Origin of the sequence: Aeromonas sp. D3, from assembly GCF_027705025.1 — a bacterium.
GTDB lineage: Bacteria > Pseudomonadota > Gammaproteobacteria > Enterobacterales > Aeromonadaceae > Aeromonas > Aeromonas salmonicida.
In genome coordinates this window covers 1-13,171 of sequence record NZ_JAPDBE010000026.1, presented here as the reverse complement: position 1 = coordinate 13,171, position 13,171 = coordinate 1, and the positions used below count along the sequence as shown (strand labels likewise).

Below are 13,171 nucleotides of genomic sequence, written 5' to 3'. Positions count from 1 at the left end.
TGTCCTTCTCTACAAGCGTGATTACTGATAAATGAAAAATGAAATAAACCAGGCAAAAGCAACCGTAGGTGCTCCCGTTAGAAAACGGGAATAAAGTACCGATGGGACACCTACCTGTACCGTGTCTGGTTTTGCCTCTGCCAGGCTCAACCCAACCGGTATGAAGTCGCAAGCTGCCTGGGCGTTGATAGCAAACAGAGCGGGCAATGCCAGATGAGGCGGTATGTTACCCAAACCGATCTGGGTTCCTACCAAGACACCAATGACTTGTGCAATAACGGCCCCTGGCCCAAGAAAGGGAGAGAGGAACGGAAAAGAGCAAATAAGTGCCAGTATGATTAGACCAACCGGATTCTGAGCTAGCGGAATAAGTGCATGCGCTATCACATCACCGATTCCAGAAGCCAGTATTACCCCAATCAACATTGATACAAATGCCATGAAGGGAATAATGGAGTTGATGACAGTGTTGATGGTTTCCCGACCAGCCTGAAAGAAGGTTGCCATGACCCCGCCCATGCCAATCCCTATTTTTGCAAGCAAGCTGTCACTTTGCTCACTCAGTTTTTTGCTACTGTCGTATTGAGGTTTGTCTGCATTCTGAACCAAGGTCTGTGGGGCTGCCTCTGTAGACACATCCCCGCTGGCATTTTGCAACCTGATATTATCAGGCGTGACTCCGGAAACATAAATATCCTCAACGATAAACTGTGCCATTGGCCCGCTTTTACCGGTGGAATGAATATTCACAGTAGGAATTTTCTTTTTAGGATAGAGACCACACCGCAGCGTACCACCACAGTCGATGATGACGACTGCGATCTCTTCCTCGGGCACAGAAGACTTGAAGCCATCCACTGCCTCCATGCCGGACAACTCTACCATTCTGTCAACAATATCGGGGCGGGTACCTGCCGTGATATACAGGATTTTATTGCCAGGCTTGATCGGCACAATCAGTGGACCACCCCAACCCGAAGCGCCTTTTGTTATATAGAGTACATTATCCATGATGAAACTCCTGAGTGAACTTAAGCAGTGACTTTAATATTGACTTCGCCACTAAGATAAATCCCTTGCTGACGCTCAACAAATGCCGTCGTCAAATCTGTTACCCAGCCGCGGAAAAAATTACTTATCATGCCAACCAATAAATAACTCATGGCCAAAGGTGCCAATGGCAAACCAAGCTGAGTCAGCCCACTTGCGATACCCAGATAAACGAACAGCTCACCAGGATTAACATGAGGAAATAGACCATTCATTGAATGGCAACTGTAGGAGGCTGCTGCATAATAAGATGGTTTATATCGTTCAGGCAGAAAGCGTCCCAAACTGAGGGTCATCGGGTTCATAAAAACAAATGTGCCAATGACCGGCAGTATCAAATATCTGGAAATGGGATTGCCAGCGCTTTTTGCGGCCAAGCGCTCCACCCGCTCCTGACCAATGAATGCAATCAAGGCATTCATTGCGATCATCAGGGATATGAGCAAGGGAAGAATGCCAGTCATCATGCCGACAAATACCTCACCTCCTTTATGGAACAGTCCAATGAACCATTCCGCTGCATGAATAATGATATCCATGGTGTAGTCCTCAAGTAACTCCAGTGGTTGATAAGGGCACACAGAATGTGGATGACTTCAGCTGTGTGACGGGGGTTTGGCTGCTTCCTTGATAGCGTGCGGCCCCAGCAACCTAATACTTTCACAATGAAAGACGATTTTCACAAAATGATTTTCAATGTGTGATTTCAGTAGCACTTTTTCCGTTTTTACCCTTGAGTTTCGCTAACGATGCCACCTGTGGCGAGCAAGCCAAGGCTGACAATCTCAAAAATTGTAAAACACAACAAGCTGAATCGTTACAGCAGCGATTTTACATCTATCGGCTTTTTCACATTGAAAACCAAAGCTCTCTCCCATCGTTCATCTACATGGCAATTCACTGAAAAACGGGCGCACTTATTGGGCTTCAAGCTGAGCAGTGAAGCCTGTAAACCCTGTATCGATGAAAGCACCACGGCTGATGTCGTTAACTCGGGTATCGGGCACAATCACCCGGCTCATTCACTTTGAAAACGACGAAGGCGTAAAATGAGCTACCTCAAAAGCCGCGGATAAAACACAAGGTCTTTTATGCCTTTAGAGAGTGAGTTGCTGATAGAAGTCTTCTGTCAGCAACGTATGGGTGATGGTGCTGCAAAGGAGCTGCGACAGGGAAATTGAGGTATTACTCGGTCTAGCCAACGAACCGACAGCGACCCGTTTCTACCATGGCAGACAGCAAAGAGCCCGCACGGGGCGGGCTCTGAATGACAACAAAAGAAAGGAGTTGCTACTTGAACAGCCCCTTGAGCAGCTGATCGGCCACCCCTTTGACAGCGTCGTTGTCAGCCTTGTCACCCAACAGCTTCTTGAGACCGCGCTCGGCCTCCTTGCGGGCCTTCTCCTCCAGCACCTTGTTGTTGGTGAGCAACTCTTTCACATCCAGCCGATAGGTAGGGGCCTGCCAGTGGCCGCCGATGCGTACCGGTATTGTGATGTCCTTCAGCTCATCCACCCCCTTGCCCCCCTGGCCTTTGCTGCTCTCCACTATGGAGGTGAGGAACAGAAAATCGAGGGTTTGGGGCACCAATGCCGTCTGACCCTGGCCCCGCACTCGCAGTGCCGGGGCGAACAGCTGGATATCGTCGCTGCGCGCCACGCCGTTCGCCAACTGGAAGCTGGCGGTGAGGGCGCTGAAGTCGGTCTTGCGTGCCTCCTTGACCTGATCTGTCCCCTTGCCGGTCAGAGTGGCTCGCGCCTCGCGGATCATCTCGGCCAGGTTGATGCCATGCAGGGCACCATCGCTCAACTTGAGGCTCACCTTGCCCTGCATCTTGTCGCGCAGCGCCTGCTCAGACAGTCCAGTGCCCTGCACCTGCACCTCGAGATCCCCCTTGCCTTCCAGCAGATCGCTCTGGGCCAGGGTTTGCAGCAGCGGGCGCACATTCACCCCTTGCACCCGTTTGTGTACCTGATAACGGGCTGGTTGCTGACGCGCATCTATTGAACCCTCGGCGGTCACCTGACCACCGGCCACACCGGCACTGAATTGCTTGAGGGTGAGCTGGCTACCGGCCAGGGCAAGTTGCAGATCGACGGTGCTCAAGTCCAGCCCCTTCAACCGCAGGCTATCAAGCTGCAAGCGCCCTGCAAGATCGAATGCCTTGAGCGCGCTCAGGTCCGGTTCTACCGTCGAGAGCCCCTTGGCAGCCTTGGCGGGCACTGTGCCTTTATCATCCGCTTTAGCCGCAGCGGGCTGCGCCGGAGCGGCTGCCTTGACCGTTGCCGGTTCGCCGAGCCAGCTGTCGAGATCCAGCTTGTCGCCCTTGAGATCAAATTCAATCTTGGGCACGGCACCGAGTCGCACCGTCCCTTCACCACGGAGCAGGGCATCGTCGGCGCTCATCACCAGCTTGCTCAGGGTGATCTTCTGCTGATCCAGCTCGGCGCGGGCAAACCCTGCCAGTTTGAGGTTCATCTGCGGGCGTGGCAGTGCTTTACCTTGCAGATTGGCCGCCAGCTTCGCATCCGAGACTTCGACCAGTTGCAAACCCTTGTCTACTCGCGCCTTGAGGGTTCCCTCCAGCGAGCCGGCCAGAGTCGGTTGGTCACCTTCCAGCTGGGCGCCTTGCAGGTTCAGGGTGAGGCTGCTCCACTCTCCCAGTGCCAGCCGATCGACCTTGACCGAGAAGCTATCCAGCCGCTGTTGCGGCTGGCTGAGGCTGCCGCTCAGACTCAGGTTTTTCAGCTCGCTGGCCTGCGCATCCTGTGCCAGCTTGACCTCTCCTTCCCCCTTGATATCGAAGGCAAGCTTGCCTTGCGCCCCCTTGGCGGCCAGGGTCACCGGCACCCACTGACCCGGCGTCAGCTGGCCGAGAGCGAGATCGAGCTGATCGAGCCTGGAGAGAGTGCCGTTGCGATCGTCCTGCACCAGAGCACTTGCCTGCTCCAGCACCACCCCCTGCAAAGTGATTTGCCAGGTCTGGCCATTGCTCGCAGGGGGCTGGCTCTGGCCACCTGGCGCGGGCTCGCTGTCCTTTGCCGCCTCAGGCGTCTTGATGAGACCGTTCAAGTTTGAGCTGCCATCAGCCCGGGTCTGGATAAACAGATGGGCACCGGTCAGGGTCACCTCGCCAATGTCCAGTCGATGGGAGAGCAGGGGCAACACGGCGACCGAGGCATCCCCCCGCTCGAAGCGCACCAGATCCGGCTCGGCAAAACCAGCCGGGTTGCGAAGCGCCACCCGCTCGAGGGAGAGACCCAGACTCGGCCAGAAACGCCAGCCGATATCCCCCTCCATCACCAACTCGCGGCCTGTGCTCTTGCGTACCTGCTCCACCAGTTGTGGCTTGAACTCATTGGGGTCAATCAGCTTGACCAGGGCTGTGATGACTACCAGGGCGGCCAATGCCAGCCCCAGCAAGATGTAAATGATCTTCTTCACGATGGACTCCTTGAATGCTGATCCTGTGGCTGACTATACCACCGGGGACGGGGCAGATGGCCCCCTCCACCCAAAACGGGAGAATGGCGAGACAGGGATGGTCGCGACACGGGAGCACAAGGCGTGAGTCGCTCACCGGCCACAAGAAAAGGGCCCAACAGGGCCCTTATGTCATGATCTGGTCGGCAACGGCCAGTAGCCCATCTCGCATGGGTCAGGGTCGACGCGGCAACTGCCGGTAGCCCATCTCATACAAGGTGAAGGCGTAGATGTCCGCGCTCTGCTCGATCAGCTTGGCCACCGGCGTGCCTGCTCCATGCCCGGCATTGGTCTCGATGCGAATGAGCTGGGGGTTGGGCCCAGCGTTGTCGGCCTGCAAGGTGGCGGCAAACTTGAAGGAGTGGGCTGGCACCACACGGTCGTCGTGATCCGCCGTGGTCACCATGGTAGAGGGGTAGCTGACACCGGCCCGCACATTGTGCAGCGGCGAGTAGCCCTTCAGGTAGTCGAACATGGCCTCGCTGTCGGCGCTGGTACCGTAGTCGTAGGCCCAGCCAGCCCCGGCGGTAAAGGTGTGATAGCGCAGCATGTCGAGCACCCCCACCGCAGGCAAGGCAACACGCATCAGATCCGGCCGCTGGGTCATGACGGTCCCCACCAGCAGACCGCCGTTGGAACCACCTCGCACAGCCAGCCTGTCGCTGGAGGTATAGCCTTCGGCCTTCAGGTATTCGGCAGCCGCGATAAAGTCGTCGAACACGTTCTGCTTGTTCATCCTGGTGCCCGCCAGGTGCCAGGCCTGACCGTACTCGCCGCCGCCCCGCAGGTTGGCCACCGCATAGACGCCTCCCAGATCCAGCCAGTTGGCGACCGCCACGCTGAAGCTCGGGGTCAGGCTCACGTCAAAACCGCCATAGCCATAGAGGATGGTGGGATTGCTGCCATCGAGTTTCAGCCCCTTGCGGTAGCTGATGATGAGCGGCACCCGGGTGCCATCCTTGCTCTGGTAGAAGCGCTGCTCTGAGACATACTCCTCGGGCTTGAAGGGGGCCGCCGAGGCGCGATAAAGGCTGATGGCCCCGCTCTTTGGCTCGAACCGGTAGAGGGTGGGGGGCTGGGCATAGTTCTCGAAACCGAAGTAGAGCGCGGGATTATCCTGCTTGCCGTTGAAGCCGCTGACGCTGCCGAGCCCCGGCAGCGCCACCTCGCGAATCCGTGTGCCGTCATGGTCGAACTGCTCGACCCGGGCGGTGGCATCCACCATGTATTCGGCAAACAGATAGCCGCTGCCGCTGTGCACCGTCAGCACCTGCTGGCGCTCGGGGATAAGGTCACGCCAGCGGGCGGGGCCGGGGTTGCCCGCATCCACCGTCACCAGCCGGCGGTTGGGGGCATCCCGATTGGTCAGCAAGTAAAGCGTGCTGCCCTTGTTGTCCACCAAGCTCACGTCCGCATCCAGATCCCCCTGCACCGTCAGCAGCGGCGCGTTCTCCTTGCTCAGGTCCTTCACATAGAGGCGGTTGCCGGAGGTGGAGTCCGCCGCCGAGATGAGCAGGTAGCGATCATCTTCGGTCACGGTTGCCCCCACGTAGCGGTGCTGCTGGGCCGGGATGGCACCGAACACCAGGCGGTCGTCTTGCTGCGCCGTGCCGAGACGGTGGAAGTAGAGCTTGTGCTGATCCGTACTGGCCGACAGCTCGCTGCCATCGGGTTTGTCGTAGCTGGAGTAGAAGAAGCCCTCGTTGCCCAGCCAGCTGATGCCGCTGAACTTCACGTCCTTGAGGGGGGCCTCAAGGGGCTGTTTGCTCTCCACGTCCATCAGGTGGATCTCGCGCCAGTCGCTGCCGGCCAGGGACAAGGAATAGGCCAGGATGCGGCCGTCCCGGGAGAAACTCAGCTGATCCAGCGCCGTGGTGCCATCGGTGCTCAAGCGGTTGGGATCGAGGAACACCTCGGCGGGTTTGCCCGCCTGCTGGCGCCACAAGACATGCTGGTTTTGCAGGCCATCGTTCTTGAAGAAGTAGTGGTAGCGCCCCTCGCGAAACGGTGCCCCCTCCTTGGCGTAGTTCCAGGAGGCGGCCAGTTTGTCCTTGATGGCATCGCGAAACGGAATGCGTGCCAGATAATCCCGGGTGACACTGTTCTGGGCCTTGACCCAGGCCTCGGTCTCCGCGCTGCGGTCGTCTTCCAGCCAGCGATAGGGGTCGACCACGGCGTGACCGAAGTAGTGATCCACCTGATCGCTCTGGCGGGTGACGGGGTAGTGAAGGCGCTCTTTCCCTGACATGACATCCTCTCGGGTTGAGTGGCTGCTGCAAGCACACAGCAGTGACAAAGCCAGCAGGCTGACAATGGATCGCATCGATGCAGCTCCCTGCGGTTCGGGTGAAACAGGCAGGTTAACAAAGAGCCGCGTCCATCGCATCCCCCTCAATACGGTAAAGGAAGGCGTAAAAAAACCGGGCACGGGGCCCGGTTGAAAAACCTGCGCAGAGCAGGGCGTGTCACGTCAATGACACAGTTCAGGCTTGCCAGACTGGCAGTCCATGCCGTCAGGCCAATCCGCACCCGGAGGTTGAAGAGGGATGAGCTCCCGCCCCAGGATGCGAATGAGTTGGCGCACAAAGGCGCCGAAAGTCTGGTTACTCCCGCTCAAGTGCATGGATGGGATCCATCCTCGCCGCCCGGCGAGCCGGGAAAAAACCGAACAGCACACCGATCAGGCTCGAGCAGAAGAAGGCAGCCAGCACGGTGCTTGCGGAGTAACGCATGGCAAACTGGCTGCTGAAGTGCTCGAATAAGACGCCGACCAGCAGGGAGAGCAGCACTCCGGCGGCGCCCCCCAGCAGGCAGACCAGCACAGCCTCGATCAGAAACTGCTGCATGATGTCGCTGGCCCTGGCGCCTACCGCCATCCGCACACCTATCTCGCGAGTACGCTCCGTCACCGACACCAGCATGATGTTCATCACCCCTATGCCGCCTACCACCAGGGAGATGAGCGCTATCATGGCGACCAGCAGCGTCATGGTGGCAGTGGTGCTGGTGATGGCCTGACGGATGCTGTCGGTGTTGAGCACGAAGAAATCCTGGCTGCCATGGCGCTGGCGCAGCAGCCGGCTGAGACCATCCTCGGCGGCGGCCAGGGAAACCTCATCCTGCACCCGCACGCTGATGCTGCGCAGATAGCTTTGACCCAGCATCCGCTTCATGGCCGTGGTGTGAGGGATCCAGACATTGAGGTTCTCGTCGCTGCCAAAGCCGCTCTGATTACGGGCCACCACACCGATCACCCGGCACGGCAGCTTGCCCAGCAGGATCACCTGCCCGAGGGGTGATTCCCCCGCATCGAACAGTCGATCCCGGCTGTTCGCGTCTATCACCACCTCTTGCGCCAGACTGGCCACGCTACCGGCATCGAACAACATGCCCTGCAACACCCGATAGCCGCGCACCTGAAAGAACTGATCCCCCACCCCGTTTACCGTGCCGGAGACAGCCTGACTGCCCCGGCGCAGCGTGGTGCTGGTCGCCAGACTGGGGGTCACGCTGTGAACATAATCGAGCCCGGCCAGGGCATCGGCATCCTCGGTCCGCAAGGTCTGTATCGCCTCGGCCCGCTTATCCCCAAAGCCGCTGCCGGGAAAGATCTCCAGTGTGCTGGTGCCCATGGCATTGATGTTGGCCAGCACCTGTTGCTGGGAGCCGCGCCCCAGCGCCACCACGGAAACCACGGAGGCGATACCTATGATGATGCCGAGCATGGTGAGGAAGGTGCGCATCCGCTGGGCCTGCATGGCCCGCAGCGCCATCCTGAAGGCAGAGGCAAACCTGTCCAGCTCGCCACCCCATGCAGAGCGGCCAGGCCGGGGTTTATCCTGGAAAGGTTGGGGGTCAGATGCCGGCACGCGGCGGCGATCGGCTATCACTTCCCCGTCCTTGAGCTCTATGATGCGCTCGGCCTGCTCGGCAATGCTCATGTCATGGGTCACTATCACCAGGGTGTGACCCTGCTCATGCAAGGCATGCAGTATGCCGAGCACCTCTGTGCCACTGTGGCTGTCGAGCGCGCCAGTCGGTTCATCTGCCAGTATCACCTGACCACCGTTGATGAGGGCACGGGCTATGCTGACCCGCTGCTGCTGGCCACCGGAGAGCTGGCTCGGCTTGTAGTCGAGCCGCGTACCCAGCCCCAACCTGCGCAGCAGCGTCTCTGCCCCGGCCTGCCGCTCACCGGCAGCCAGACCGGCATAAATGGCTGGCAACGCCACATTGTCGCGGGCACTGAGATCCCCCAGCAGGTGGTAGCGCTGAAAGATGAAACCGAAATGCTCGCGGCGCAGCGCCGCCAGTTGATCCCCGGCAAGCTTGCTCGTCTCCTGACCGGCAACCCGGTAATGACCGTCGCTCGGCTGGTCGAGGCAGCCCAGAATATTGAGCAGGGTCGACTTGCCGGAGCCGGAGGCACCGACGATGGCCACCATCTCCCCCCTCTCTATGGTCAGGTCAATCCCCTTGAGCACCTGTACCCGCTGATCCCCCTCGCCGAAGTGACGCTGGATCCCGCTCAGTTGCAGCAGTGGCTGGGTCATGATCACATCCCCATGGGCGGGCCCATGCGCCCGCTCTGCTGGTTCTGGGCCGCCAACTGGCTCACCACCACGGATTCCCCCGCCTCGAGGCCGCTCAGGATCTGGGCATCCACCTTGTTGTTGAGGCCCACTTTCACCTGCCGCCACTGCAGCTTGCCCGCACCATCCACAACCTGCACCCTGTCACCGCTCAGGGCGATGGCCGGGATCACCAGCGCATTGCGCTCGGTCGCCAGCACCAGGTGTACCTGAGCCGTCATGCCGATGCGCAGGGCGCCTTCCGGATTGCTCACCTCGAACAGGCCGTTGTAATAGACGGCTGTGGTGGTCGAACTGCTGGTGTCATCATTGATGGAGTCCGGCGCGGGCTCGATGGCGCGCAACCTGGCCTCGTAACGATGCTCGGGTGCCCCCAGTATGGTGAAGTAGATGGGCAGGCCCGTGCTCACCCTGATCACGTCCGCCTCCGAGATCTGGGCCTCCACCGTCATGGTGTCGAGCCGCGCCACCTTGACGATGGTCGGGGTACTCTGCACCGCATTGACCGTCTGTCCCTGCTCCACCGGAATGGCCACTATGGTGCCCGCCATGGGGGCGACGATGCGGGTATAGCCCAGATTGACTCTGGCGGTATCTACGGCGATGCGGGCCTGCACCGCCTGCGCGGTCAGCGCCCGGATATCGGCGCGAGTGGCAATAAGTGTCGCCTCTGCGCTGTCATAGTCGGCCTGGCTACCAAGCCCCCGAGCCAGCACCTTGCGCTGACGATCGAACACCAGCCCATTGTTGCGCAGGGTCGCCCGACGCGAGGCCAGCTGGGCCTGCACATTGTCGAGGGCGGCCTCGGCATCCTTGAGGGCGTTCTGCTGGGTGAGATCGTCGATCTCGACCAGCAGATCGCCCTGCTTCACCTGATCCCCGAGCGCAATGTGCAAGACCTTAATCTGGCCGGAGACCTGCGCCCCCACACTCACCAGCTTCTGGGCCTGCAGGGTACCGTCAGCCAGCACGCTCTGCTCCAGATCGCGCCGCTCGGCGGTGGCTGTGATATAGGAGGCCACCGGCGCCGCACCGGTCGCGCTGAAAAACCAGCCCACCGCAATCAGCAAGAGGGCTGGCAGCAGCAGACGGACAACGAACAGACGGGTACGGGTCATCGGGGATATCCTTTGATGAAACAAGCCAGCGCAATGTACCCCAATGCCCGGTTAAGCCTCCTGCAGGGCAGTGTAAGGATTGCGTAAAAGCAGCTGCCAGCCGCATGCAGACACGGGAAAATGGCGCCGACTCGAGAGGGAGAAGAGCAATGAAGATCCTGTTGGTGGACGATGACCTGGAGCTTGGCACCATGCTGAGTGAATACCTGGGCGGCGAAGGCTTTGTCACCACCCATGTGCTGACCGGCAAGAGCGGTGTGCAACACGCTCTCTCCGGCAACTATGTGGCCGTGGTGCTCGATATCATGCTGCCCGATATCAACGGCAGCGAGGTGCTGCGCCAGATCCGCCACGACAACAAGATCCCCGTCATCATGCTCACCGCCAAGGGGGACAACATCGACAGGGTGATCGGACTGGAGATGGGGGCCGACGACTATGTGCCCAAGCCTTGTTACCCCAGAGAGCTGGTCGCCAGGCTGAGGGCCGTGCTGCGACGAGTCGAACCTGCACCGGCGCCAGCTGGCAAGGGTGACGGTTTGCGTCTGGCGGAACTGACCCTCTCCCCCGCCACTCGCCAGTGTCACTGGCAAGGCGAGCCACTGGAGCTGACCGCCACGGAATTCAATCTGCTGGAACTGCTGCTGCGGGCGCCAGAGCGGGTAGTCAGCAAGGATGAGCTATCCCTGCACGGACTGGGCCGCCCGCGCGAGCCCTATGATCGCAGCGTCGACGTGCACATCTGCAATATCCGCCAGAAGCTGCAGGCGCTGGCGGGTGAGGCCATCGGCATAGAGACGGTGCGCAGCATAGGATACCGGCTGACATGATCCTCAAGGGCCACCTGTTCTGGAAGATACTGTTCGGCTTCTGGTTCACCATCATAATGATGAGCCAGCTGCTATGGGTCGCTTTCAGTCTCTACAGCCATGAAGGACCGCCAGAGGAGAGAATGGCCCGGCAGCTGGCCGGGCGGCAACTGAACTCGGCGGCGACCCTGCTGCAAGAAAAGGGGCCCGCCGCCCTGAATACCCTGACGACCAGCTGGCCCGCCGAGGAACGCCCGCTTCTGCATATCCAGCAGAGTGAAGCCGCCCAATCCCCTTTCCCTCATCTGCTTACCCGCACTGTCAAAGGAGCCGATGGCCAGCGTTACTGGCTTGGTTACGACACGTCCGGTCTGCAGCAACAACTGGCACCGCCGCCGCGACGCAACGACTGGCTCAACATGCCGCCGCCCATGTGGTGGATAGGCGGCCTCGGCGGTCTCTTCTTCAGCGCCCTGCTCGCCTGGCATCTGACCCGCCCCATGAACCAGTTTCGGCAGGGATTCGAGCGTCTCGCCCAGGGTGATCTGGGCGTGCGTCTCTATCCTCTGATGCGACGACGCCACGACGAGATCAGCGAGGCGGCCCGTGACTTTGATGCCATGGCCGAGCGGTTGCAACTGCTGGCCGAGAGCCGTGAACAGCTGCTGCACGACGTCTCCCACGAGCTGCGATCTCCCCTCGCACGCCTGCAACTGGCTATCGGTCTGGCCCAGCAGGATCCGGCCAGGATCGAGGGATCCCTGGCGCGGATCCAGCTCGAAACCCATCGCATGGACAAGATGATCGGCGAACTGCTCACCCTCACCCGTGCCAGCCACGGTGAACGGGACTGTGAGGAGTATTACGATCTGCAAGCCCTGGTTGAGGCAGTGGTGAGCGATGCCCGCTACGAGGCGCAGCACATGGGTGTCGAGATTAGGCAACTGGTGAATGAGGCGGTGGACCACACCATCTGCGGTCAGGCTGAGCTTATCCGCCGCGCGCTCGACAATGTGGTACGCAATGCCCTGCGCTTCTCTCACCCTGGTCAATCCATCACCCTGACCCTGCACAGGCAAGGGGGAGAGTTCTCCATCGAGGTGGCGGATCAAGGCATGGGGGTGGACGAAACCAAGCTCTCCAGCATGTTCGATCCCTTCGTGCGGATCGGGTCCCCTTCTGCAGGCAAGGGCTATGGGTTGGGACTCGCCATCACTCGTAAAGCCATTCAGGCACAGGGCGGCCGGGTCGAGGCCAGAAACGGCGATAACGGCGGTTTGATAGTCACCCTATCCCTGCCGGGCTAGCCATTCATCCTCAGCATTCTCGCCGCCCCAGTTCGCGGCTCCTGGGACAGTGGATCAGCTGCTTACCCCCGCAAGCGTTGCAGTTGGGTGATGGCAGCAGCGGTGGAGCAAAAGGCAAACTCGGCGGGCGAAATCCCGGCCAGCTTGCGCCACTCACAAGCGGCCACATCATCGGCCGCAACGACAGCAGGTTTGTGTGCCAGCTCCAGCATGAAGACGGTATCGCAGGTGTGATAGACAACATCGTCATAGGGGTAGACGTTGGCAAAGGAGCTGAGATAGCGAGGCGCCTCTCTCCCCAGATCCAGCCCCAGTTCCTCTTTCAGCTCCCTGACCAATGCGGCCTCCAGCGACTCACCAGGATCGACGAAACCACCGGGCAGATCCAGCAGTCCTTTGCCAGGCTCCCGCCCTCGCACCGCAACCAGCACTTCATCCTGCCAGCAAAGCGCCACCATCACGGCCGACGCCACATTCTGGAAATAGTGGAAACCACAACCACAGGCAAACTCTTTCTCGCTGCGCTTTTGCAGCGATTCGATACCACAGCGCGGGCAAAACATAGAGGCCACCTCCCATTTGAAACCAAAGTGCATTGTATGCCGCAAAGCCTCTTCAAATCAGCCAGTATAGAGTCCACTGCTCAGCAGGTACTAGACGACCCCGTAGTCGAAATACAAAAGGCCCTCCCAAACGGGAAAGCCTTGTTGTGTTGGAGCTTGGCTGTGATGCAAATGTCCCGTCCTGAATATGGTTTACACCTTTCCCCCACATAAATGGAGAGCCCGATGGGACAAGGTGTGAAACGGACA

10 protein-coding genes are annotated in these 13,171 nt (G+C 59.7%); 3 read left to right on the top strand and 7 right to left on the bottom strand.

The features are described from left to right. Nucleotides 1-21 precede the first annotated feature (21 nt). The gene (srlE, locus tag OKC28_RS14950; protein WP_099994345.1) at nucleotides 22-1,011 is read right to left on the bottom strand and encodes a PTS glucitol/sorbitol transporter subunit IIB; all 990 of its coding nucleotides are present in this window, start codon (nucleotides 1,009-1,011) and stop codon (nucleotides 22-24) included. Between the two features lie 20 nt (nucleotides 1,012-1,031). Continuing rightward, the gene (gene srlA / locus OKC28_RS14945) at nucleotides 1,032-1,589 is read right to left on the bottom strand and encodes a PTS glucitol/sorbitol transporter subunit IIC (RefSeq protein ID WP_005318636.1); all 558 of its coding nucleotides are present in this window, start codon (nucleotides 1,587-1,589) and stop codon (nucleotides 1,032-1,034) included. A gap of 219 nt (nucleotides 1,590-1,808) precedes the next feature. Between srlA and OKC28_RS14940 the strand changes: the two genes are divergently transcribed. Further along, a complete protein-coding gene (locus tag OKC28_RS14940; protein ID WP_270690032.1) occupies nucleotides 1,809-2,081 on the top strand; it encodes a hypothetical protein in 273 nt (90 codons plus the stop codon). A gap of 259 nt (nucleotides 2,082-2,340) precedes the next feature. On the opposite strand, the gene OKC28_RS14935 is transcribed toward OKC28_RS14940, so the two are convergent. The 4 genes from OKC28_RS14935 to OKC28_RS14920 all read right to left on the bottom strand — a co-directional run bounded on the left by OKC28_RS14935 (nucleotide 2,341) and on the right by OKC28_RS14920 (nucleotide 10,243). Then, a complete protein-coding gene (locus OKC28_RS14935; protein WP_270690030.1) occupies nucleotides 2,341-4,494 on the bottom strand; it encodes an AsmA family protein in 2,154 nt (717 codons plus the stop codon). 214 nt (nucleotides 4,495-4,708) lie between these two features. Then, nucleotides 4,709-6,856, bottom strand: a complete 2,148-nt coding sequence (locus tag OKC28_RS14930; RefSeq protein WP_270690028.1) for a prolyl oligopeptidase family serine peptidase — start codon at nucleotides 6,854-6,856, stop codon at nucleotides 4,709-4,711. A 280-nt stretch (nucleotides 6,857-7,136) separates the two neighbouring features. Then, nucleotides 7,137-9,086, bottom strand: coding sequence for a MacB family efflux pump subunit (locus OKC28_RS14925; protein ID WP_442865760.1), 1,950 nt, complete (start codon nucleotides 9,084-9,086; stop codon nucleotides 7,137-7,139). Between the two features lie 2 nt (nucleotides 9,087-9,088). Beyond that, nucleotides 9,089-10,243: an efflux RND transporter periplasmic adaptor subunit gene (locus tag OKC28_RS14920; RefSeq protein WP_270690026.1), complete on the bottom strand. Its 1,155-nt coding sequence runs from the start codon at nucleotides 10,241-10,243 to the stop codon at nucleotides 9,089-9,091. A 149-nt stretch (nucleotides 10,244-10,392) separates the two neighbouring features. On the opposite strand from OKC28_RS14920, the gene OKC28_RS14915 reads away from it, so the two are divergent. Together OKC28_RS14915 and OKC28_RS14910 are read left to right on the top strand one after the other, a co-directional pair. Then, nucleotides 10,393-11,073, top strand: a complete 681-nt coding sequence (locus OKC28_RS14915; protein WP_234576069.1) for a response regulator transcription factor — start codon at nucleotides 10,393-10,395, stop codon at nucleotides 11,071-11,073. Beyond that, entirely contained in the window at nucleotides 11,070-12,359 is a 1,290-nt protein-coding gene (locus OKC28_RS14910; RefSeq protein WP_270690024.1) for a HAMP domain-containing sensor histidine kinase, read from the top strand. The genes OKC28_RS14915 and OKC28_RS14910 overlap by 4 nt, the downstream gene beginning before the upstream one ends. Before the next feature lie 62 nt (nucleotides 12,360-12,421). On the opposite strand, the gene OKC28_RS14905 is transcribed toward OKC28_RS14910, so the two are convergent. Further along, entirely contained in the window at nucleotides 12,422-12,922 is a 501-nt protein-coding gene (locus OKC28_RS14905) for an NUDIX hydrolase (protein WP_059168347.1), read from the bottom strand. Between the last annotated feature and the right edge of the window lie 249 nt (nucleotides 12,923-13,171).